This window comes from Acinetobacter sp. KB005 (assembly GCF_049949095.1).
GTDB classification, from domain to species: Bacteria; Pseudomonadota; Gammaproteobacteria; order Pseudomonadales; family Moraxellaceae; genus Acinetobacter; species Acinetobacter calcoaceticus.
Window position 1 is genome coordinate 3,623,663 of sequence record NZ_CP188191.1, and the last position, 21,443, is coordinate 3,645,105.

22 protein-coding genes are annotated in these 21,443 nt (G+C 37.5%); 6 read left to right on the forward strand and 16 right to left on the reverse strand.

Going from position 1 to position 21,443, the window contains the following annotated elements; all coding sequences use genetic code 11:
- Positions 1–22: 22 nt before the first annotated feature.
- The 3 genes from ACPF64_RS17350 to ACPF64_RS17360 form a co-directional block, all read right to left on the reverse strand.
- Positions 23–823: a hypothetical protein gene (locus ACPF64_RS17350; RefSeq protein WP_426454792.1), complete on the reverse strand. Its 801-nt coding sequence runs from the start codon at positions 821–823 to the stop codon at positions 23–25.
- On the reverse strand, positions 807–1,460 hold the full coding sequence (locus ACPF64_RS17355; RefSeq protein WP_426454794.1) for a hypothetical protein: 654 nt from the start codon (positions 1,458–1,460) through the stop codon (positions 807–809). The genes ACPF64_RS17350 and ACPF64_RS17355 overlap by 17 nt, the downstream gene beginning before the upstream one ends.
- A gap of 392 nt (positions 1,461–1,852) precedes the next feature.
- Positions 1,853–2,332: a hypothetical protein gene (locus ACPF64_RS17360; RefSeq protein WP_426454796.1), complete on the reverse strand. Its 480-nt coding sequence runs from the start codon at positions 2,330–2,332 to the stop codon at positions 1,853–1,855.
- A gap of 619 nt (positions 2,333–2,951) precedes the next feature.
- On the opposite strand from ACPF64_RS17360, the gene ACPF64_RS17365 reads away from it, so the two are divergent.
- A complete protein-coding gene (locus tag ACPF64_RS17365; RefSeq protein WP_424612103.1) occupies positions 2,952–3,881 on the forward strand; it encodes a LysR family transcriptional regulator in 930 nt (309 codons plus the stop codon).
- On the opposite strand, the gene ACPF64_RS17370 is transcribed toward ACPF64_RS17365, so the two are convergent.
- From ACPF64_RS17370 to iolG, 4 genes are all read right to left on the reverse strand, one after another.
- On the reverse strand, positions 3,873–4,853 hold the full coding sequence (locus ACPF64_RS17370; RefSeq protein ID WP_045125778.1) for an LLM class flavin-dependent oxidoreductase: 981 nt from the start codon (positions 4,851–4,853) through the stop codon (positions 3,873–3,875). The genes ACPF64_RS17365 and ACPF64_RS17370 overlap by 9 nt on opposite strands.
- 414 nt (positions 4,854–5,267) lie before the next feature.
- Positions 5,268–6,122 carry a sugar phosphate isomerase/epimerase family protein gene (locus tag ACPF64_RS17375; RefSeq protein ID WP_045125779.1) on the reverse strand — a complete coding sequence of 285 codons (855 nt, stop codon included), beginning with the start codon at positions 6,120–6,122 and terminating at the stop codon, positions 5,268–5,270.
- Positions 6,123–6,336: 214 nt separating this feature from the next.
- Positions 6,337–7,575: an MFS transporter gene (locus ACPF64_RS17380; RefSeq protein ID WP_045125780.1), complete on the reverse strand. Its 1,239-nt coding sequence runs from the start codon at positions 7,573–7,575 to the stop codon at positions 6,337–6,339.
- A gap of 25 nt (positions 7,576–7,600) precedes the next feature.
- Entirely contained in the window at positions 7,601–8,644 is a 1,044-nt protein-coding gene (iolG, locus tag ACPF64_RS17385; RefSeq protein ID WP_205468728.1) for an inositol 2-dehydrogenase, read from the reverse strand.
- Between the two features lie 226 nt (positions 8,645–8,870).
- On the opposite strand from iolG, the gene ACPF64_RS17390 reads away from it, so the two are divergent.
- From ACPF64_RS17390 to ACPF64_RS17400, 3 genes are all read left to right on the forward strand, one after another.
- Positions 8,871–9,236 carry a nuclear transport factor 2 family protein gene (locus ACPF64_RS17390; protein WP_424613928.1) on the forward strand — a complete coding sequence of 122 codons (366 nt, stop codon included), beginning with the start codon at positions 8,871–8,873 and terminating at the stop codon, positions 9,234–9,236.
- An 11-nt stretch (positions 9,237–9,247) separates the two neighbouring features.
- The gene (locus tag ACPF64_RS17395; protein WP_045125783.1) at positions 9,248–10,315 is read left to right on the forward strand and encodes a maleylacetate reductase; all 1,068 of its coding nucleotides are present in this window, start codon (positions 9,248–9,250) and stop codon (positions 10,313–10,315) included.
- Positions 10,316–10,403: 88 nt separating this feature from the next.
- Positions 10,404–11,585: a maltoporin gene (locus ACPF64_RS17400; RefSeq protein WP_045125784.1), complete on the forward strand. Its 1,182-nt coding sequence runs from the start codon at positions 10,404–10,406 to the stop codon at positions 11,583–11,585.
- A 66-nt stretch (positions 11,586–11,651) separates the two neighbouring features.
- Here the strand turns inward: ACPF64_RS17400 and ACPF64_RS17405 are convergent, their stop codons facing one another.
- Genes ACPF64_RS17405 through ACPF64_RS17430 form a run of 6 tightly spaced genes read right to left on the reverse strand, consistent with a single transcriptional unit; the run spans position 11,652 to position 16,222 of the window.
- Positions 11,652–12,455: an SDR family NAD(P)-dependent oxidoreductase gene (locus ACPF64_RS17405; RefSeq protein ID WP_424612230.1), complete on the reverse strand. Its 804-nt coding sequence runs from the start codon at positions 12,453–12,455 to the stop codon at positions 11,652–11,654.
- A 29-nt stretch (positions 12,456–12,484) separates the two neighbouring features.
- Positions 12,485–12,850, reverse strand: a complete 366-nt coding sequence (locus ACPF64_RS17410; protein WP_426454801.1) for a nuclear transport factor 2 family protein — start codon at positions 12,848–12,850, stop codon at positions 12,485–12,487.
- A 28-nt stretch (positions 12,851–12,878) separates the two neighbouring features.
- The gene (gene pcaF / locus ACPF64_RS17415; RefSeq protein ID WP_426454803.1) at positions 12,879–14,087 is read right to left on the reverse strand and encodes a 3-oxoadipyl-CoA thiolase; all 1,209 of its coding nucleotides are present in this window, start codon (positions 14,085–14,087) and stop codon (positions 12,879–12,881) included.
- Positions 14,088–14,099: 12 nt separating this feature from the next.
- On the reverse strand, positions 14,100–14,753 hold the full coding sequence (locus ACPF64_RS17420; protein ID WP_045125787.1) for a 3-oxoacid CoA-transferase subunit B: 654 nt from the start codon (positions 14,751–14,753) through the stop codon (positions 14,100–14,102).
- A gap of 18 nt (positions 14,754–14,771) precedes the next feature.
- Positions 14,772–15,443 carry a 3-oxoacid CoA-transferase subunit A gene (locus ACPF64_RS17425; RefSeq protein WP_426454805.1) on the reverse strand — a complete coding sequence of 224 codons (672 nt, stop codon included), beginning with the start codon at positions 15,441–15,443 and terminating at the stop codon, positions 14,772–14,774.
- Positions 15,440–16,222, reverse strand: coding sequence for a dioxygenase (locus ACPF64_RS17430; RefSeq protein WP_265103499.1), 783 nt, complete (start codon positions 16,220–16,222; stop codon positions 15,440–15,442). The genes ACPF64_RS17425 and ACPF64_RS17430 overlap by 4 nt, the downstream gene beginning before the upstream one ends.
- A 216-nt stretch (positions 16,223–16,438) precedes the next feature.
- Here ACPF64_RS17430 and ACPF64_RS17435 point away from each other — a divergent pair, with 216 nt between their 5' ends.
- Positions 16,439–17,362, forward strand: coding sequence for a LysR family transcriptional regulator (locus ACPF64_RS17435; protein WP_045125790.1), 924 nt, complete (start codon positions 16,439–16,441; stop codon positions 17,360–17,362).
- Positions 17,363–17,397: 35 nt separating this feature from the next.
- On the opposite strand, the gene ACPF64_RS17440 is transcribed toward ACPF64_RS17435, so the two are convergent.
- Positions 17,398–18,252, reverse strand: coding sequence for a sugar phosphate isomerase/epimerase family protein (locus ACPF64_RS17440; RefSeq protein WP_426454808.1), 855 nt, complete (start codon positions 18,250–18,252; stop codon positions 17,398–17,400).
- A gap of 215 nt (positions 18,253–18,467) precedes the next feature.
- On the opposite strand from ACPF64_RS17440, the gene ACPF64_RS17445 reads away from it, so the two are divergent.
- On the forward strand, positions 18,468–19,547 hold the full coding sequence (locus tag ACPF64_RS17445; RefSeq protein WP_426454810.1) for a Gfo/Idh/MocA family protein: 1,080 nt from the start codon (positions 18,468–18,470) through the stop codon (positions 19,545–19,547).
- A 164-nt stretch (positions 19,548–19,711) separates the two neighbouring features.
- Here ACPF64_RS17445 and ACPF64_RS17450 read toward each other — a convergent pair whose 3' ends face one another.
- Both ACPF64_RS17450 and ACPF64_RS17455 read right to left on the reverse strand, forming a co-directional pair.
- Entirely contained in the window at positions 19,712–20,563 is an 852-nt protein-coding gene (locus tag ACPF64_RS17450) for an SDR family NAD(P)-dependent oxidoreductase (protein ID WP_426454812.1), read from the reverse strand.
- 61 nt (positions 20,564–20,624) lie between these two features.
- A complete protein-coding gene (locus ACPF64_RS17455) occupies positions 20,625–21,050 on the reverse strand; it encodes an RrF2 family transcriptional regulator (protein WP_426454814.1) in 426 nt (141 codons plus the stop codon).
- Positions 21,051–21,443: the final 393 nt, after the last annotated feature.

The following is a 21,443-nucleotide window of genomic DNA, read 5'->3' on the forward strand; positions in this document are numbered from 1 at the left end:
CTAGTTAGGATGAGGTTATATCCTAGTTAGGATTTTGAGCGTTTGCCTTTTTTAGCCATGATGCAACATTCTCATCACTTGGAAATCGCTCAATACCTAACAATTCAGCAGTGACTTTTAATGATTCATAGTTTGCATAAGGCTTACTAACATCAATATTAGCCATTTTTGCTAATACAAGAATTAATTTAGCCACATTATTCTCAGCTCTAGTACTGCTTAGTTTGGATTCGTCCTTATTAGTTTGGATTAGAATTGATTCTAATTGTTTAGTTTTCTCACTAAGTTCTGCTTTGAGCCTTTGAATTTCATTACTTTTCACCTCAGTTTTGTGATCTGAAAAATTAGTATTTGATCTTTCCTTTAAATCTTTATTAAAGCCATCAATAATACAATCTCGATCAAATAGAAATTTTTGCAATAAAGCTCTTGGTATCAAGCCGTCACTATCTATAATTAATTGTTTTGCTTTAATACCGCCTTCAATTACTTTTACAGCCTGAATATGCCCACCATAGTTCCATGCATTATATGTGTAATCATCATTATCAAGGTACGATTGTATTTTCTCGGGTTCATCCAATGATATAAAGCAAGCTGACTCTACAACAGTGAAATAGTCATTCATTGCTAATACTTTGATGTGATGAGGCAGGTTATTAAGCGATAAATTATTGCTCTCCGGCTCCTTAATATAATTACTTTCCCCACAATCAAAGTTAAAGCTACTATCAATTGCTTGTAACACTACTAATAATTCAGATTTCTTAAATGAAAAAGTATTATTATCTTTTGTTTTTAATCCTTTAGAACAGTAGATCATCTTCTAACTCCCATTTATTTCTTTCCCTTTCTTCCATATTTTTATTAACTAAATAATGGATAATTTCTAGTTTAGCTTGGTTATGTGGATTAGGAGATTCTAAAAAATCACCACTGTATTCATTTTTCAAAATTACAGGCATCCATCCTTTAAAATCATCTTTTTTATAGATCCTTGGAGGAGTAAAAGCTTGTCCAATAGCAAGATTTAAAATTTGTACAGCTTTACTAATATCTTGATCCAAACCAATATGTTTATGTATAGCATCAATAGTGTCTCCGACGCTTATATATTCATCATCTAAATTATTTATGAAATCTAATAAGTTTGTTCCAACTTTTTTTTGAATTGGTACTTTTTCTTTTTGTTCTATTTTCATTTTCCACTCATTAAATGAGCTTTTATTAATTAAAAGTATCCCACGTCCTTGAAGATCTATAACTGGGTCATCAAAGGTTTTGCCATCACTTCTTGTATACGCTATTTCACCATTCTCACAAGCCCCAAGAATAGCAAGTTGCTTGACTTCTCGGCATGTTCTATCTGCTTTACACCATTCATTTAGAATATCAGATAGCCTTAGCCATTCAGCATATTCTGAATAGCTAGAACAATTATTATGATCGTTATACATCATGCCTCCCACAGCACAAAATTCCCATTTAGAAAGAGCTAAGTCAATCAGATTGGGTATCTGACTTTCGGTAGCTAACCTAGACTTAGCTACCTGAATTTAAACTAAAATAGTTCATATATAAAGATATTAAGTTAAGTAATACGTCTAACTGTGTCGCAAAGTATTTTAAATCCAAAGAAATAAAATGTTGATGAGTTCAAGCAAAATACGAATGATTTTCAAAATTGAATTTAGCAAATCTAACAGTGTTTTAAAGTTTGGCTTTACTGAGTCTGAAGCAATTTTTCTGGGTTGTTTAATTTTATTCAACATCTAAATACATCCTTTAGAATTTAACAGGGATGTACTTAATTATTCACATAGTAGTTTTAGAAAATAGGGAAAAACTTTTTTTACTTTTTCCCTTTTATTTTTTCATAACTAATGATGATACTTTCTGGATTATTAATAACCATACCATCGGCTTGCCTTTTAATTGGCTGCCCAGCTTCTCGTTCTTGTTTTATCCAACTTTTTAAATTATCTGGTGTTATATCTTCATAGGAATAACAAACTAATTCAATCGCTCTTCTTTGGACCTTTAGAATTTTTAGATAGCAATAATATCTTAGAACCGCCTCATACCTCCTAGGATCTGCGGGAGCTCCATTCTCTTCTTTAGAAATATATTTTGTTGGATTTATTATTTGGTCCTTACCTCTAGCCTTCACAATACCTACAGCCCACTCCCTTTCCCACTCAGTTAACAACTCATTATTTTTTATTTTTTCTGCAATTTCGATCATAAACTTGCCCTGATTTATGCAAGCACGTATTTCGTCATCCGGTGTAGCATCCCCAAGAAAACCTTTGAACATCCAGTCTTTAGCCATTTTCAACTATCCTATCAATCTCATCGGTTCACTGTATTATCTCTATTCGCTATTCAAAATACACTCTTTTATTCTAAGCACCTTTAACACCTTTCTTGAATATGCCTGTAGTGCTTTTATAAGTTTATACAAACCAATAAAAAAAGCCCTAAACCATTATAGTTTAGGGCTTTTTCAGTCATGTAAAGCTATTCGAGTTTATATGACTTTAATGTCTTGGTAGGTATATCCAATACCAAACATAATCATAACTTACTGATAAACAACTATTTAATAAATTAAATTATATTAATGATACAAGCCATGATACAAAAATACTTCTACTGTCTTTGTTGTAGCTTTATATCAATACCTATCTTCTCACTTTAATTTAAGAAACAGCTAAATTTTAGAGGTTACAAAGGTTACTGGGGTTACAAACTTACAGGGCAAGGCTTTCAAGGCGTAACCTTTTTAGAAAATGCAAAGGTTACAGAATTCTGAGGTTACATATCAATGTCAATCTTATCACCATATATTTGACGGAATGTACAAGCTAGTTATTAACCTCAATACATATGAACTGGTACTATAAAGCTCTTATTGGTAGAACTTCACTTAACTATTAAGAGTCAACAATATGTCTAATTTTGTCTCAGTTGAATCTTTAAAAGGGATTACCAATTTTGTTATTACAGCTAAATCCAAAAGCTTCACTGAGGCTGCAGATAAACTTGGAATTACCAAATCAGCTGTAGGCAAAAGTATCGCACGCCTTGAAGATAGACTTGGTACTCGTCTATTCCATCGCTCAACAAGAAAGCTTAGCTTAACCAGTGATGGAGAAGCCTACTTAGTCAGTTGTCTTTCTGCCTTAGAAATTCTTGATGCAGCTGAAAACAGCTTGAGTAGACGTCAAGATAAGCCTTCTGGTGAAGTAAGAATTGATATGCCGATATCATTTGGTAGAGGTCTTATGATGCCTCTATTAATTGAAATTGCAAAAAAATATCCAGATCTCCGTTTTACGCTTACTTTCAATGACCGTTTTATTGATCCACTTGAAGAAGGGCTTGATCTTGTTCTGCGCTTAGGTGAACTACAAGATACAGATGAGTTAATTTCTCGATATCTTAGTAGTCAACGCCTTTATTTATGTGCGACCCCAGAATACATAGAAAAATATGGAGAACCTATTTCTCCTGATGATCTAAAAAATCATCATTGTATTATGGGGTATCGGAGAGGCTCCCCTTTAGCTTGGAAGTTATGCTCTCCAACTGGTGATGAGATCAAATATATTTCGCAGAACTCCCATCAGGTGAGTGATGGAGATGCTTTATTACAATCATGTATTGGTAGCATAGGAATAGCCCAATTCCCAGAAACCATGGTCAATTCATATCTTGCTAATGGTACTCTAAAACTATTATTAGAAGACTATAGTCCACTACCTTCAGAGCTTCATATTCTCTGGCCGAGAACAAAGCATCTTATACCTAAAGTTCGTATGATCGTTGATGAACTGATCCTAAAGGCTTCCGAAGGATATTTCGGAATTCTACGTTAAATTAATAGACTCGGCAGCTAGTTGATACGAACGACAACGTGCAACAGGATCATAAATTCTTGCATCAATCATCAATTCGTCAGCCCCCGTAAAATTAATGAAACGCTGTAACCAAGCACCTACTTCTTCCTTATTACCAATAGCTGTATAGGTAAGTTCAGCTTCCATTGCGTGGATCTGTTCTTTTGATATTTTACTTATATAGTTTTCCACTGGCTTAGGTAATAAACCTGATTGTCCAGAATTACGATTGACTACCCACTGACGATGCGAGCTAGCGATATACTGTGCTTCCTCATATGTATCTGCTGCAAATACATTAACACCAACCATTACATAAGGCTTTTCCAAGTAAGCACTTGGTTTAAAGTTTTCTTTATAATGTGATATTGCCTGCTCAAGGTAAAAGGGTGCAAAATGTGAAGCAAATGCAAAAGGCAATCCCATTTTGGCCGCCAGATCAGCACCATATAAACCAGAGCCTAATATCCACATAGGTATATTTTGTTTTTCTGGAATTGAGCGCACTGGTTGCACTCGATTGTCTAATAAGTAATCTTGTAGAGTAACCACGTCATCTTGCAATTCACGAGAAGTTATATTTGTTCCACGAATCGCTTGGACTGTGAGGCTATTTGTACCAGGCGCTCTTCCTAAGCCTAGATCAATCCTATTGGGGAATAATGTATTTAATGTAGCAAATTGCTCAGCAATTATGAGCGGTGAATGATTGGGCATCATAATGCCACCCGAACCAATTCTTAATGAAGAAGTCTGTGAAGCTAAATGGCTCATAATAATTGTTGTAGCAGAAGAAGCTATCCCAGGCATATTATGATGTTCAGCAATCCAAAATCGATTGTAGCCACATTGCTCGACATGTTTAGCAAGCATAGTAATATCATTTAATGAGTCGGAAAAATTCTTGCCCTCTCCCATCATAACCAGATCAAGTACCGAAATTGCAGTCATAAGAAGGTTCTACAAAATAAAAAAACAACTCTACTATTAAGATAAAAGTTGATAAACAAACCTAAAGTAGACTATCTGTAGAATAAAATTCACCAATAAATATATTATTTTCCCAAGCAAATAATTAAGACATAACACATTGTTTTTATTATATATAAATAGAATAAACTTCTACTTTATTAATATTAATTTATTCTGCTAAAAGTTGCCTTAACAACTTTTAGCATCTTTGCATTTAAATTACGGTCATTACAGGCGCGAAGGAAAATTCATAAAAGCAATATTTATGAATTTTCCTATTGGTAAATATTAAATACATAAAAAATTCACTGGTAATTATTCTTTGTGTACTCAAAATCTTGATATCAAGGAATCCAGTAAAGTAGGTAATATCGTCTTAAGTTTTATTAAGAACTAACCGAACTGAGCAATCGTAGCTTTGAATGCATCATTTGCCATTTTATCTAGTGGGAGTTTACGTTGTACTTCCGAAAGTACTTCCAAGCCCCAAGGCCCATTATAACCAGTTGCCTGTACAGCCTTAATAAATGAAGGCACATCTAAATAACCTTCGCCTGGTAAGCGTCTTCGATGGATTGTATCTTGCCATAATGGTTGGATTGGATAACGATCAGCATCATTCAATTCAATAGATTTAATAAAATGTGGGGGAATATTTGCAATTTCATCATATGAAATCCCCCCACGAGATAAGTGCCAAATATCTAATAAAAGTCCAGCGTTTGGTTCATTAGTGGCCTCTATAATTGATAGTGCAGTTCCAATAGTTCTAATATTACTAAAAGGCATAATCTCTAAAACGATAGAAGTATTATGCTCAGCAGCTTCCTGTGCTAACTGTTTTAACTCACGTGCCATAAGTTCTACATCAGCAATATCTTCGCCAATCCCAGGGCCGACTTTAATAGCACGAGCACCTAAACTCTTTGCAGCTTCAAGTAATTCTCTACGTACTTTATCCGATTGTCGACGGCGCTCACCTATTTGATACCAATCGACAAGAAACTCTAATTCAATATGTTGAATTCCATTCTGCCTTAAAATTTCACGCATTTGCTCATAGCCCAATTCATCAACATTCGGCATTAGCCCCCCATGCACAAACCCCATACCTTTGAAACCAGCTTTTGCAGCAGCCTCAACACGATCTTTAAAAGAAAATGGGCTAACTTCTGTTGGTCCCATAGGGTATATATCACCAGCAACTGTCCAATAAGCAGCAAGTAATTCAATATTTTGGGTATTCATCTTTATCACCATGTAGATTTAGAATAAAGTTATTGTATGGAGACTTTTGAGTAGGATAAACACACTAAAAATTGCCAAATTGTAGAAAAAAATTCTACAAAAGCTTAAATATATAGCTCTCCTAGAGATAAAAACTCATATTAATTTATGTTTTTTAGTCAAATAAAAAGAGCACTTATTAAAGTGCCCTTACTATCTAATTTACTTAATGTAATTATTTGCTTTTTTGGCTTATGCCATACATACCTATGACTAAGAAGCAAACAAGAGGTACAATAAATGCGATGGCTGTACCGAACATATCTGACATATATCCCATAACAACAGGTATTACAGCACCACCAATTAACATCATTACTAAAATTGAACCTGCTAACTTTGTCTTAGTTCCTAAGTTTCTTACTCCCATAGCAAAGATAGTTGGATACATGGTCGACATAAATAAGTAGATTGAAACAACGGCGAATATAGAAACCATTTCTGTACCAGTCATTGCAATACCACACAAGATAATACTCATTAGGCAATTAAAGACCATCAATTTACGTGCATCAATAAATCTCATTATTAATGAACCACCGAAACGCCCAATCATATAAGCTAGCATTCCAATAGATAAAATATAGGCAGCTTTTTGGGTAGTTAAACCTTGCCAATGATCAAGAGCGAAATTAATAAAGAATGCACCAATCGCAAAATAAGCGCCTACATAACAGAATTGTGCAAGCAATGCCCCTCGGAAACTACCAACTTTAAATAATTGAAGGTTAGAAGTAGGACTAATTTGTGTTTCATCTTTTTGGTATTCAATTACAGGAAGTTTTGCTTTTACAAAAACTAGTAATAAGATGAAAACAACAATTGCTAAAGCTACATATGTTAATGAAGTTGGCTCCAGTTCAATTCCCAAGAAATGGCCAGTAGGAGCAAAGAAAACTGCCCCACCAACGATTGGTCCAAAAAAGCCTCCTAAACCATTAAACCCTTGGGCTAACGTCAGGCGTTGAGCAGCAGTAGAAGGATCACCAAGTTCTGCCGCATATAAATTTGCCCCAACTTCCAAACAGGCAAGACCACAAGCTAAAACAAAAATAGCTGATAAAAATGCACTAAAGGTTCCAATATATCCAGCAGGTAGAAATAATAGAGCGCCAAGTGCAAATAAAGCCAAACCTACGATTACACCAGCCTTATATCCGAAACGCTGCATAAACATACCGATCGGCAAAGCAATCAAAAAATATGCACTAAAATAAGCTGTTTGAATAAATGCTGATTCACCATGTGAAATATGCAATAGATCTTGAAAATGTTTATTTAGTACATCTAAAAGACTATGTGAGAACCCCCACATAAAAAATAAGCTTGTTACAAGATAGAAAGCAATTTTTGTTGAAACGACTTTCTTCTCCTCTTTCACGATTTGTGAAAAAGTTCTGATATCTGTATCCATGATTAAAATCCTTTTTTAATGCCGATTAGGCAACAGTTAGTCCAACATTACTGTTATTAATTTCTTCCCTTAAATCGTTGATTTTAACTACTTGTCCCGTCCGCACTGCTTCTTCTGCACAGAGAGCGATATGTAAAGCCATGAGACCATCAAAAGGTGTTGTACAAAATGAATTATTGTTAGTTACCGCATCAATAAACTTATCTAATTCGATTTTGTATGAAAGAGCATGTCGTTCAAGAAAGAAGTTAAGTAAGGGTTCTTGCGCTTGTGTATAAGTTGAAGAATATCGTTGTAAGCTATTTTCTTTGTGATTTTCAGTTCTAAGCATTCCTTTAGAACCTAAGACCTCTAGACGTTGATCAAAACCATATACAGCCTCGCGTGAACCATTAATCACACATTGTTTTCCAGATTTAGTTTTCAGAAGAACCATGACCGAATCATAATCACCAAACTCTTCAATAGTCGGATCAACTAAACGGCTTGCGATTGCTTGAACCTGAACTGGCTCTTCTCCTAATAGAAATCTAGCCATATCAAAGTCGTGAATAGTCATATCTTTTAGAATGCCACCCGAACTCTTCAAATACTCTCTAGAAGGAAGTCCAGGATCTCGACTGGTAATAATAACTTGGCGAATATCACCAATTTCATTCGCATTAATGGCATTTTTTAACGCTATTGTGTCTGGGTCAAATCGACGGTTAAATGCCAACATCACTTGGCCTTTATATTTTTCAACTTCTTTAACTGCATCTAGTGCGAGTTGAAATTCTTTATCAATCGGTTTTTCACACAATACTGGTTTTCCAAGACGAACTGCATGCAACATTAAAGAAACATGGAACTCTGTTGGTGTACCAATTAAGATTGCATCAACATCATCTCTTTCAATAGCTTTGAAATAATCATATTCAGTACTGCAGTTTAATTCTTTCGCTAACTGATCAGTCCCTTCTATCCATGGATCCGCAACAACCTTTAAAGTACAGTTTGGATTCTGATGGACATTTTGAGCATGTATTTTGCCAATACGGCCAACACCTAATACTGCGAAGTTAATCATTTTCATCATCCTTTGATTAGTGAAACATCACTGCTTACATTCATCATAGGAATCTGCATGATTAAGTTAAATAGAAACAATCAAAAAACAGTATTTCTATTTTGAAATAATCTTTCGAAATACCATTTATTCTTTCATCTATGAAAATATATTTTTCCTTATCGTTATTTTTAAAATTATAAATATCTTTAGGATTGAACTATCTTTCTAGAAAAATATAGATGCTATGGACGATATTTTAATCCAAAACTTAGAGAATGAACGCTTTCAATCAATCGTTGAAAAGCGTTATGAAGATTTCGCTAAACTCGCACATCCTGAAATGACGTATACCCATACAAGTGGAATTACCGATACTAAAGAAACTTATTTAGAAAAGTTATTCGGCGGTTATTACGACTACAAGTGGATTAAGCATCCAATTAATAAAATTAAGATTATTGGTGACTTAGCTCTTGTATTTGGAGAAATGCACTCAGAACTTAGAGCAGGAAACTCAGAAAAGAATCTTAAAAATAAATCGTTAGCTGTCTGGATTAAAGAAAATGATAGTTGGCTATTTTATGCATATCAACCCACTCCATTACCGTAAGGATGACCCATATGAAAAATGAATTTATCTATGATGTTCCACAAAGTCGCGTAATTTTTGGAGCAGGTTCGATTCAATATCTTCAGCGAGAAATTGATCTTTTAGGCGCAAAAAAGGCATTGGTACTTTGTACTCCAGAACAAGTTGAATTAGCTGAAAAGATTTCTTCTATCTTAGGTGAGAACTCAGTTGGAGTTTTTGCAAAAGCGGTAATGCATGTACCTGTGGAATCTGCGAAAGAAGCACGGGATGTAGCTCAAAAACTAGGAGCGGATTGCGCAATAGCTGTAGGCGGTGGCTCTACTACAGGCTTAGGTAAAGCCATTGCATTAGAATATGACCTCCCTATTTTAGCAATTCCAACAACTTATGCCGGTTCAGAAATGACTCCTGTATATGGCATAACTGAAAATGGGATTAAAAAAACGGGCAAAGATCCAAGAGTACTACCGAAAACTGTAATCTATGATCCTGAATTAACCTTAAGCTTACCATTAGAAATGTCTATCACTAGTGGTATCAACGCTATTGCACACGCGGCTGAAGGACTTTATGCCCAAAATGGCAATCCTATTATGTCATTGTTAGCAGAAGAAGGAATTCGCGCTCTAGCAGAAGGTCTGAAAAAATTAAAAAATGATTCACTAGATATTGAAGCACGTAGCCTATGTCTTTATGGCGCTTGGCTGTGCGGATATGTCCTTGGTAATGTAGGAATGGCAATACATCATAAGCTTTGCCATACATTAGGTGGAAGTTTCAATTTGCCTCATGCCCCTACTCATACTGTAGTGCTCGCTCATGCAATTGCTTATAACGAAGAATCTGCTCCAGAGGCAATGAATCGAATTAAAAGAGCTTTGGGAGCGAATGACAGTACTGCCGCTAACGCATTATTCGAGTTAATTAAAACTTTAGAAGGCCCACTTTCACTAAAAGATTTAGGCCTCACCGAACCAGATCTGGATAAAGCCACAGAAATTGCTCTAGCAAATCCTTATTGGAATCCTAAGCCTATTGAAAAGAATGCAATTCGTGCATTGCTGCAAAATGCCTATGAAGGAAATCCTCCCAACTAACGTTTAACTAAGTTTAGAACCAAAAACCTACCTCCATTTTTATATCTTAAATGGAGGTAGCCAAACTCACCCATAAAAAGGACTTTTTATGAAAAATATCAAATGGATATTAGGAACACTTACACTTATTTCAAGCCAAGCAAGCATGGCCCTTGAAACCCACGGATATCTCAGAACAGGAATTGGTTCCTCTGATAATGGTAATACACAAGAATGCTTTCAATTAACAGGAGCCCCTTCCAAATATCGCTTGGGAAATGAATGTGAACAATATGGCGAAATTTTTGCAAAACAAAAACTGATTACATTAAGTGATCAATCAAAAATAAGTATCAATGGAATGCTGCAAGCATACAATCCATATGGACAATCCCTCACCTTTAATAATGATAATGGCTTTACACGGCTTAATCAGGCTTATTTAGAATGGGAAAATATTTCTTTTTTGAATGGTGGTAATATTTGGGCTGGTCGTCGCTACTATAATCGTAATGATAGCCATATGACCGATTTTTATTATTGGAATCAAAGTGGTACTGGTTTCGGAATTGATAAATATAAACTTAAAGACTTTTCTTTAAGCTATGTCTTCTCTCGAAAAGATAATGTCTTTCAAAAAGAATATGCTAATCGACATGATCTAACAATTGGTGATATCAAGATTACCCCCTCTAATACATTAAATGTAGGGCTTTCTGTCATAGATGCTGAACAAAATGGGTGGGCACTAACACTACAAGATACAACCGCTCATATATTAAATGGCAAAAATACTTTTGTATTACAATATGGGGAAGGACCAGGAACTGGACTGAGCTATACCGGTAAGACTGATTTAGATAAAAGCAATAATGCCTTTCGAGTAATGGATATTTTGGATTGGGAGTCAGATAACCAGCTATTTAATGGTCAAGCGCAATTGGTCTACCAAAAGAATAAATTTGATCACCAAGATGATGTCGATTGGTTATCAGTGGGATCTAGAGCTTCTTATATATTTCATGATCATTTCAAAATTTCGGCAGAGGTTGGTTATGATGAAATCAAAGAAGGTAATGAAACACGTAATCTTACCAAAATTACCTTTGCACCAACTTGGTCTTTTAATGGCACTAAATATTATGATCGTCCAGAATTAAGAGTCTATTATACGTATGCTTTGTGGAATGATGCTGAACAAAAAACTCGTGATGTTTTAAATCCATATGGAGAATTTGTGCATCAATCAAACGGTTCTAATTTTGGGGTTCAGTTAGAATATTGGTGGTAACCCATTGGTTTATTAATTAATTCAAAATAAAGGCCAACTTTAAGTTGGCCTTTATTTTATTGAGTATTAAATAATAGATCTAATACTACCTCCATCAACACCCCACACACTTGAGGTCACAAAAGAGGCATATTCTGAAGATAAGAATATAATCACGTTAGCGACTTCCTCAGGAGTGCCTAATCTCTCAAGAGGAAGGTGACGATTTCTCATTTCGAACTCAACAGCTTCCTGTGGGGGGAGTTTATGAATAGTGCTTAATGTATCAGCGAATCCCCCCGGCTTTGTCCAAAACGGAGTCCATATAGGGCCAGGAGCTACAGCATTAATTCTAATTTTAGGCCCTTCACTTCTTGCTAGACCTTTTGTTAAAGCCAATACAGCTGCTTTAGAAGCAGAATAGTCTATAGGACATGCTTCAGGTTGACGGGCAAGATCAGATGCATTGTTAATAATTACACCTTTTTCTTGTGCTCTCATTACCGGCAAAATTTTACGACACGTGCGAACATAACTCATGAAATTTAAGTTCATGGTATTTTCCCAATCTTGATCGGTTAAATCATCAAATAACCGAACAGCTCCAGAACCAACATTGTTAACTAAGACATCAACTCTGTTGTTAGCCAACATAATGACATTATCTAAAACACGATTAGTTTGTTCAGAGCTGGTTAAATCACATTGGAAAATTTCTATTTTCCCTTCAAAACCATGAACCTCATTTTTAATTTGCTGTAGCCCATCCAAATCAAAATCTATAAGAAAAACATTCGCTTTCAATTTGATAAATAGGTGAGCTGTTGCTTTACCAATGCCTTGTGCAGCGCCAGTAATAACAACATTCTGGTCTTTGAAACAAATATCCATTTTCTAGTTTCCTTAACAATATATAAATTTTATGCTTTTGATGTAGGTTGAAAGGCATAAAATTTCCAAGAAGTTTGATCTTTAATCCATATAGTTAGAGTTTTATTATCGAGCTGCTTAGGAATACTGTTGATTAATAACTCAGCTTGCATCTCACCAAATACAAATGCACAATTATTAAAAAACTCAATTTTATCAATTGGATGTTTTATCCATTGATATTGATAAAAATTTGTCTCACACTTCTGAATATAACTATCCAAGTTATCTGCAATACCATTACTATGCATGTAATGAAGACTTGAATGACATAAATTCCGAAAAGTTAAGTAGTCTTTGTTTAAGATCGCTTGGAAACGTTGATTCTCTAAATCTCTAATTAAATCCTCATCCATAAACTTCCCCCTCCTTATATGAATTTCTTCAAACTTTCTCGATAATCAAAGCAATACCGAGCCCTACACCAATACACATTGAACATAAGGCATAACGACCGCCTGTTTGCTCAAGCTGGTTTAAGGCTGTGGTCACTAGGCGTGCGCCTGACGCACCTAACGGATGCCCCAAAGCAATTGCACCACCGTTTGGATTGACCTTGTTGCTATCGTCTGGTAAACCTAAATCACGGGTCACTGCTAATGCTTGCGCAGCAAAAGCTTCATTCAACTCAATCACATCCATCTGCTCTAAAGTCAGGTTGGCTTGTTTAAGTAGTTTTTTAATCGCTGGCGCCGGAGCAAAACCCATAATGCGTGGCTCTACACCTACAGCGGTTGAAGCAATGATCTTGGCACGTGGTTTTAAGTTATAAGCTTGAACTGCCTCATCAGAAGCAATCAGTAGTGCTGCTGCACCATCATTAATGCCCGAAGCATTACCCGCAGTGACTGTACCATCCGCTTTGACAACTGGTTTAAGCTTGCTTAAACCTTCAAGGGTTGAAGCACGTGGTTGTTCATCGGTATCAATCACAACAGCATCACCTTTACGCTGAGGGATTTCAACTGCCACGATTTCTTTAGAAAAAAAGCCTTTGGCTTGCGCGCTTGCGGTGCGTTGTTGGCTCGCCAAGGCAAACTGGTCCTGATCTGCACGATTTACGTTGAACTGTTCCGCTACGTTTTCGGCAGTCTGGGGCATGGTGTCAACACCATATAATTCTTTAAGTTTAGGGTTAATGAAACGCCAGCCCATGGTGGTGTCTTCAATCTTCTGGCTACGGCCAAAAGCACTGTCTGACTTACCCATCACATAGGGTGCACGGCTCATGCTTTCTACACCACCTGCAATTACTAGATTTGCTTCACCTGCTTTAATAGCACGGGCAGCAATGGCAATCGCATCGAGTGATGAACCACAGAGACGGTTAATGGTGGTTGCCGGCACCTGATACGGTAAACCTGCAAGCAGTGCAGACATACGGCCAACGTTACGGTTATCTTCACCGGCTTGGTTAGCACAACCATAGATCACATCATCGACCTGTTCCCAATCTACATTTGGGTTACGCTGCATGAGAGCTTTAATCGGCAAAGCGCCAAGGTCATCGGCACGAACAGGGGCAAGGCCACCGGCATAACGGCCGAATGGAGTACGGATAGCATCGATGATATAAGCGTTTTTTAATGTCATGTCTTTATTCCCTTATCCTTGTGTCGCATCAATCAAAGTGGCACCCGTTAAAGCCTGTAACTCATCAAAGCTAAGGCCTTCCACTTTCTCCATCACTTTCAAACCATCTTTGGTCACATCAATCACACAAAGATCAGTGTAAATACGGTCAACACAGTGCTTACCTGTAACCGGATAGCTCAGCTCAGCAACAATTTTCGGTTCACCTTGCTTGGTCACGTGGTCCGTGGTGATAAATACTTTCTTGGCACCTACAGCTAAATCCATCGCACCACCTACCGCAGGAATCGCATCTGGTGCACCGGTGTGCCAGTTCGCCAAGTCACCATTAGCTGCAACCTGAAATGCGCCAAGCACCGCAATATCAAGATGACCACCACGCATCATGGCAAATGAGTCGCCATGGTGAAAAAAGCTGCCGCCTTCAAGCATAGTCACAAATTCTTTACCCGCATTAATCAGTTCAGGGTCTTCTTCACCTGCCGCTGGTGGTGGGCCAAAAGCCAATAAACCATTTTCAGAATGAAGAAAAATATCTTTATCGTTAGGTAGATAGCTCGCAATCTTGGTTGGCAAACCAATACCCAAGTTCACATAGGCGCCGTCTGGAATGTCTTGTGCCACACGTTTTGCAATCTGGTCACGGCTGAGTTTTTGGTAGCTCATGTTATTTCTCCTTATTGCTTACTGTGCTGGCTGTACTTGAACAACGTGCTGTACAAAAATACCTGGGGTAATGATGTGCTCTGGGTCTAATCCACCTAACTCTACTACCTCAGAGACTTGAACAATGGTGACATCCGCAGCCATTGCCATGATCGGGCCAAAGTTACGTGCAGATTTACGGTAAACCAGATTGCCCCAACGGTCGCCTTTGTAGGCTTTAATGAGTGCGAAATCTGCTTTAATTGGATATTCAAGTACGTAGTCTTTACCATCGATCTGGCGGGTTTCTTTGCCTTCAGCTAGAAGTGTTCCAAAGCCTGTTGGGGTAAACACAGCCCCAAGCCCCATACCCGCTGCCTGAATACGGCAAGCCAGATTACCTTGCGGTACCACTTCAAGCTCTACTTTTCCGGCACGGTACAGCTCATCAAACACATAAGAGTCTGACTGACGTGGGAAAGAACAGATCACTTTTTTAACTGAACCAGCCTTAAGCAGTTTAGCCAGACCATAATCGCCATTACCGGCATTGTTGCTGACAATAGTCAGGTCTTTAACACCCAGTTCAATCAGTCCGTCAATGAGTTCAGCGGGTTGTCCTGCGGTACCAAAACCACCAATCAGGATGGTGGCACCATCTTTAATCTGCGATAGAACTTCGCTAAGTGATGTACAAACTTTATTAATCATGATTCCACACCAATCTTTTGCTTATTCAAAATGAAGTCAAAGTTCAATGTATAAAAAGGCGTATCTTGAAAATTACCATTTGGATCTAGACCTTCTTCGTGACGAAGCCAATTAGCAATTAATGATGAACGAACTCCAAAAACGGCATCTGAATCTAAATATTCACCACCCTCTTTAAAAATATGAGTAACTAAGCGTTCATAATTGGGAGCCGTAATCATGAAGTGCAGATGTGCAGGTCTCCATGGATGGCGATTGAGTGCTTCAAGCATTTTTCCAACAGGCCCATCATGTGGAATTGGATAAGCTTCGGGAACAATAGTTTGGAAATAATAATGGCCTTGGTTATCCGCTTTTAAAACAGCTCGTCCTTGATATGCCTGTAAATTTTCTTTTTGAACATCATAGTAGCCATCATCGTCTGCCTGCCAAACTTCTATTTCTGCATTTGGTATGGGTTCGCCGTCTATTCCACGGATGTTCCCACTTACAAACCAAGGAGTACCCTTAACTCCTTCGCTAATATTCGTACCAAGTTCTAATTGGGGAGCATTCTGGACATGGAATGGACCAAAAACAGTAGCTTCAGTACACCCTAAAGGCTTTTTATGATTTTGAGCTATTACTAAAGTTGACAGTCCCAATGTGTCTGAAAGAAGAATGAATTCTTGACGAGTAGGACTACAAATTTGCCCCACCTCTGTTAAAAATTTAATTCCCATTTCCCACTCTTCTTCAGTTAAATGAACTTCTCTGGCAAAGGAATGTAAATGTTTCACTAAGGAATGCATAATATCTACAAGGCGTTCATTAGATGATGTAGAGTTCCTTTCTATTACCGCTTGAGTAATAGTTCTCTCATCCAGATTCTTCATAAATTTTCCTTTTAATAAAAATATTCCCATTGAATTCATGCTAATCTGATCGAAAATGAAATAAAACTTCACAATAGAAAATCTTTATTTCATTTCAGGAATAATGAAGGATGAGGAAGTATGGATAGACTGACTAGCATGGAATTATTTGTCGCTGTAGCTGAGCTTGGCACGATGAATAAAGCAGCTGAAAAATTAGAAATTTCAAATGCTGCTGCAAGTCGCCATTTAACTGCACTGGAAAATCGCCTGAATGTAAGATTAATTGAGCGCAGTACTAGACGACTAGCTTTAACCCCAATCGGAATAGAATATTATAAAAAATGTAAGTGTTTTCTGGCCCAACTCGATCAAAGTGAATCAGAAATTACATCTGCCGCACTAGAACCAGAAGGTACCGTAACGATTACCTCATCTATTTCTTTTGCAATGATGCACATAACGCCGTTATTACCGGAGTTCAATAAGCTATATCCCAAAATTAAAATTAATATTATTGGGGCAAATCGCTATCATGACATTATCGATAGTAATATTGATTTAGCTATACGTACTCGAGAGTTTGAACCAGACTCCAACTTAACTATTAAGAAATTAGCTACAACCCATAGAATTTTAGCTGCCTCATATGATTACATTAAGAAGAAAGGAAAGCCTAAAACTATTGAAGAATTAAAAGATCACGATATTTTGCTGTACAGTCATGCAAATAATCCACGTGTTCTCAATTTTTCAAAAGATGGGCAAAGCTGCGAGTTTGTTACTGATCCAATACTAGAAACCAATGATGGACAAATTGTAAGAGCTGCTGCATTAAACGGCGTAGGGATATTAATACAACCGTTATATATTATTTATCAAGACATTGTTGAGGGACGTCTAATTCCAATTTTAAATGATTGGCAGCTTCCAGAACTTACTGTGAATATCGCCTTTCAAAGCCGTCAATTTATGCCTCTTAAAAATCGTTTATTTATCGACTTCCTTGTGAAAGATTTCAAAGAAAAAGAATACGAACGTTATTGGAATATATATTCAAAATAAAAGGGAGCATGTGCTCCCTTTTTTAATATTAAGAATTAAAAGAAACGAATCGTTTTATCAAAAGACTCTTTGGCCATTTGTTCTAATGGCAACTTACGGAATGCTTCAGATAAAATTTCAACGCCCCATGGACCTTCATAACCAGTCTTTTTTACTTCAGTGATAAAGCGATTAATATCTAATACCCCTTCACCAGGTAATCTTCTTCGGCTAATCGTATCCATCCATAAAGGTTCTACCGCATACTTATCGGCATCATCTAACTCAATACCTTTAATAAATTTCACTGGAACTTTTGAAATTTCACTGAAATCAACATTACCTCGAGCCAAATGCCAAATATCTAACATTAAACCTGCATTATCACGGTCTGCGCCTTGAACAATGCCTAGAGCTGTATCAATTGTTCTAACATTACTAAATGGCATGATTTCTAGCATAAGAGAAGTATTATTAGCCTTAGCTCCATCTGCAAGTTCTGCAAACTTTTCAGCCATTAATGGAATATCTGCGGTATCGTCCCCAACGCCTGGTGCAACTTTAATGGCATGCAATCCAACTTCTGAAGCGACCTCAAACATCTCGTCACGCATTTTATGAGATAGTCTTAATTTCTCACCGGTTTTATACCAATCTGTTAGGAATTCAACCTCAAAATGTTTAATACCGTTTGCATCTAAAATACGTCTAATTTCTTTATATCCATATCGGTCCACGGTAGCCATCAAATCAGGATGGACTAAGCCTAAACCCTTATAACCAGCCTCTGCAGCAGCTTCAACTCGATCCTTAAATGAAAAAGGACTAATTTCTGTTGGACCAAATGGATACACATCGCCAGAAATCGTAAAATAAGCCGCTATTAGATCTATATTCTGATTACTCATCATATTTCCTTTATTACAGTATCAGTTGCATTAAGCACAACTTACCATTCCATTTATTGATGTAAAACTATAAAAGATTAAAACACTTTTTCATTTTTAGACATAATTGAGACAATCTATTATTTCATTTTAGAAATAATCCTTTCCTTAAATGAACTTTAATATCAAATAATTAAAATATATTTTTAATAGGGATATTGATAACAAGGAATAATGCAATGAATGATGTACAGAACAAATTAAAAGTAGGATTACTAGGGATTACACATCCCCATGCCTCAGGCCGTGTTAAAGCCCTCCAACGTCGAGCAGACATTGAAATTATTGGGGCAGCGGATCATAGTGAATTACTACAACCTTTCTGTACTGCAATGAATCTTAATACTCTTACAAAGGAAGAAATATTAAGTGATCCTGAAATCGACATAGTATTTGTCCATTCTAAAAGCTATGAAATGGCTGATTTAACGATCGAAGCATTAAAAAAGGGTAAAGCTGTATTAGTAGAAAAGCCAGCAGGTCGTGGTGTTGAAGACACTCAACGGATTGTTGAAGCAGTTCAAGAAAACAATGGTCTTGTTCAAGTAGGATATTGCTGGAGATTTGCACCCTCTATCAATGCTATGCAAGATTGTTTAAAGCAAGAAAAAATCGGGAAAGTATTACAAGTTCGAGCTCATGCCGGCTGTTCTCATAATGAGGCAGAAACGGCACATATGAGACAATCTGGAGATCTCGGTGGAGCATTCTTCGTTATTGGATGCCATCTATTTGATCGAGTGCTTTATCATTTTGGAATGCCCAAATCAGTAAATGCACGTATTACAAAGTTTAATGGATTCAAGGGAGATGAATCACGTGAAGATGCTGCTGGGGCAATTCTCAACTATGACGATAAAATCGTAGTGGTAGATTTTATGTCTTGGGATGTTTTGCCTTGGACGGAAAGCTGGGATATGACTGCCTATGGTACTGAGGGAATTATGTCATCACGCTCCCTACCTTCATCTTATAAGCTGTATCAAACAGGAAAAATTGAGGGAACTATTCAAGGTTGGACAGAATGGCATGAAACTAGTTTTCCAGAAATCTGGGCTACGAAGAAAACAGAATATTCGCCAGATATAGCAGAAATTGGTAATCCCATTTATTTTGATAGAGAACTCGCTGCCTTCTTAGAGTCATTTAAGAATGGAAAGCCATCGCAAGTACCAGCCGAACAGGCCCATAATATTTCAATCTTACTAGCTGCATTATTCAAATCAGCAGAAATTAATGGAACTGAAGTCCTTATTTAAAATTCTAACATGCTACTTAATAGCTTATTGTAGGCTACCAACAGATCCTAATTCTCGTACAAGTAGAGAAGTAAGCTTCTCTACTTAAATTTGTATAACTTGAGAACTTTTATTCTTTTCTGCTTATCCTAATACCATTTACAACATCGGTATCAACAGAAATGTCAGCGTGGACTATGTTGTTGAATGAGCTTCGCGAACTTTCGCAGACCGATCGCATCTGCAATGGACGGCGACACGGCGTTCGAAACTGTGAGCATTTTGAGCAACCATCCTCCCATGACATGGACCTGACGTCGTTGACGGATGGTTGTAAGTATTTCGCGCGCGACTACTTCGGGTTCGCAGAGGTCGACGCCCATCTTACGCCACATTTCGAAATATGGTGACTCTGATTCCGTGTTAGACGGTACAGGTCCGAAGAACGAAAGCACTACGTTGGTACCGGCAAGTTCGCGATTGACGCCTTGAACGTAACTTGCCAGCGCACCGCGAGTCGCCACATAGGCGCTCATAAATGGTAACGCTACACGCCCATCCATAGCGCCACCAAGATGTACTATCACTCCACCAGCAGCTTGTTTTCGCAATATCGGCAGGAAAGCTTGGGTCACGAAGATCGGCCCCTTCACATTGATCGCCATCAGCGCATCTACGTCGGCTGTAGTGTAGTCTTCAATAGGTTTGCGCGGTGAGATTCCTGCGAGGTTCACTACTGCATCAATCCGCCCAAGATGATCAAAAGCAGCAGCAGCTAACTTATCAAGACTAGCTGGATCGGTAACATCTGCACGCAAATAAATCGCCGAACCATCACTCCGGCCAGTCAACGCTGTAGCATCGTTCTCACTCCGTGCCGCGAGCACAATCCGAAAACCCTCAGCCACGAGGAGTTTGGCCAGAGCGTTACCAAGCCCTCCAGTGGCTCCGATGAGAACGGCGGTGGGAGCATCCGTGCCCTGTTTTGCGGCAATGCTTTCGGTACTCACAGGGTTCTTTACTTTAAATTTCATCATCTCATTTTCCTTTTGGTTTGTATTAGTACCTATAAAAGTATCTATTTAGGGTAAAAAAAAGCTAGTTAGACCTAGCCCTGATTTTGGACACCACGTCCGACAATGACGTCTGAACCAGATCCCTACGGACTGCCTCCTGAGTGCTCGCCAGAACTTCGCCCATGACTTCTTTTATGTTACAGCTTATGATGCACTCGCTCCTTTTGGGATAGGTATGGATAGCGAAAGCATCTGGAGCATCAACTGCAGAGTAGATGTCCAAGAGAGAAATACTATTGGGGCTCTTGGCTAAGCCATAACCACCAGACTTACCAACAGTCGACTTAACTAACTTAGCCTTCGAAAGTTTAACGAGAATTCTCTTAACAAAAACCGGGTTCGCATTCACCGTACCTGCGAGAACTTCCGACGTGAAGACACCTTCGTGATGTGCAATTGCCGCAAGTACATGAACAGCGATGGAAAATTGAGTATTTACAGAAGCCATTTAGGAGAAGTCTTTGCAGAAGCTATTTATGGATACTATATTAGTATCCATACTGATACAATACGAAAATTTACATACTCAAAAATAAAACAGCTCAACGCATTTTAATAAGTCGGTACACACAGGCCAGATCCAATTCGCTTGTGATTAGTACTGTCAATCGAAAAATCATTAGCAGCAGATGGGCAGAAAACAAAATTTAAAAGATTTTATTGAACTTCATTTCATAAAAGCAGAATAGTCAGATCTAGGAACAATAAGAAGCTGATTTTTAGTCAACCATATCCTGAAGGATTCAAAATTAAAGTAGTAAAGCAAATATATCCAAACGCTTATTTCTCAATGCATATAGCCAATTCCCCATCTGATCTTGTAAAACAAAATCACACCCTT

Excerpts from the sequence above, each read along its gene's own strand:
- ACPF64_RS17350 (WP_426454792.1), bottom strand. The coding sequence starts at position 823 with ATGATCTACTGTTCTAAAGGATTAAAAACAAAAGATAATAATACTTTT.
- ACPF64_RS17355 (WP_426454794.1), bottom strand. The coding sequence starts at position 1,460 with ATGATGTATAACGATCATAATAATTGTTCTAGCTATTCAGAATATGCT.
- ACPF64_RS17360 (WP_426454796.1), bottom strand. The coding sequence starts at position 2,332 with ATGGCTAAAGACTGGATGTTCAAAGGTTTTCTTGGGGATGCTACACCG.
- ACPF64_RS17365 (WP_424612103.1), top strand. The coding sequence starts at position 2,952 with ATGTCTAATTTTGTCTCAGTTGAATCTTTAAAAGGGATTACCAATTTT.
- ACPF64_RS17370 (WP_045125778.1), bottom strand. The coding sequence starts at position 4,853 with ATGACTGCAATTTCGGTACTTGATCTGGTTATGATGGGAGAGGGCAAG.
- ACPF64_RS17375 (WP_045125779.1), bottom strand. The coding sequence starts at position 6,122 with ATGAATACCCAAAATATTGAATTACTTGCTGCTTATTGGACAGTTGCT.
- ACPF64_RS17380 (WP_045125780.1), bottom strand. The coding sequence starts at position 7,575 with ATGGATACAGATATCAGAACTTTTTCACAAATCGTGAAAGAGGAGAAG.
- iolG (WP_205468728.1), bottom strand. The coding sequence starts at position 8,644 with ATGATTAACTTCGCAGTATTAGGTGTTGGCCGTATTGGCAAAATACAT.
- ACPF64_RS17390 (WP_424613928.1), top strand. The coding sequence starts at position 8,871 with ATGGACGATATTTTAATCCAAAACTTAGAGAATGAACGCTTTCAATCA.
- ACPF64_RS17395 (WP_045125783.1), top strand. The coding sequence starts at position 9,248 with ATGAAAAATGAATTTATCTATGATGTTCCACAAAGTCGCGTAATTTTT.
- ACPF64_RS17400 (WP_045125784.1), top strand. The coding sequence starts at position 10,404 with ATGAAAAATATCAAATGGATATTAGGAACACTTACACTTATTTCAAGC.
- ACPF64_RS17405 (WP_424612230.1), bottom strand. The coding sequence starts at position 12,455 with ATGGATATTTGTTTCAAAGACCAGAATGTTGTTATTACTGGCGCTGCA.
- ACPF64_RS17410 (WP_426454801.1), bottom strand. The coding sequence starts at position 12,850 with ATGGATGAGGATTTAATTAGAGATTTAGAGAATCAACGTTTCCAAGCG.
- pcaF (WP_426454803.1), bottom strand. The coding sequence starts at position 14,087 with ATGACATTAAAAAACGCTTATATCATCGATGCTATCCGTACTCCATTC.
- ACPF64_RS17420 (WP_045125787.1), bottom strand. The coding sequence starts at position 14,753 with ATGAGCTACCAAAAACTCAGCCGTGACCAGATTGCAAAACGTGTGGCA.
- ACPF64_RS17425 (WP_426454805.1), bottom strand. The coding sequence starts at position 15,443 with ATGATTAATAAAGTTTGTACATCACTTAGCGAAGTTCTATCGCAGATT.
- ACPF64_RS17435 (WP_045125790.1), top strand. The coding sequence starts at position 16,439 with ATGGATAGACTGACTAGCATGGAATTATTTGTCGCTGTAGCTGAGCTT.
- ACPF64_RS17440 (WP_426454808.1), bottom strand. The coding sequence starts at position 18,252 with ATGATGAGTAATCAGAATATAGATCTAATAGCGGCTTATTTTACGATT.
- ACPF64_RS17445 (WP_426454810.1), top strand. The coding sequence starts at position 18,468 with ATGAATGATGTACAGAACAAATTAAAAGTAGGATTACTAGGGATTACA.
- ACPF64_RS17450 (WP_426454812.1), bottom strand. The coding sequence starts at position 20,563 with ATGATGAAATTTAAAGTAAAGAACCCTGTGAGTACCGAAAGCATTGCC.
- ACPF64_RS17455 (WP_426454814.1), bottom strand. The coding sequence starts at position 21,050 with ATGGCTTCTGTAAATACTCAATTTTCCATCGCTGTTCATGTACTTGCG.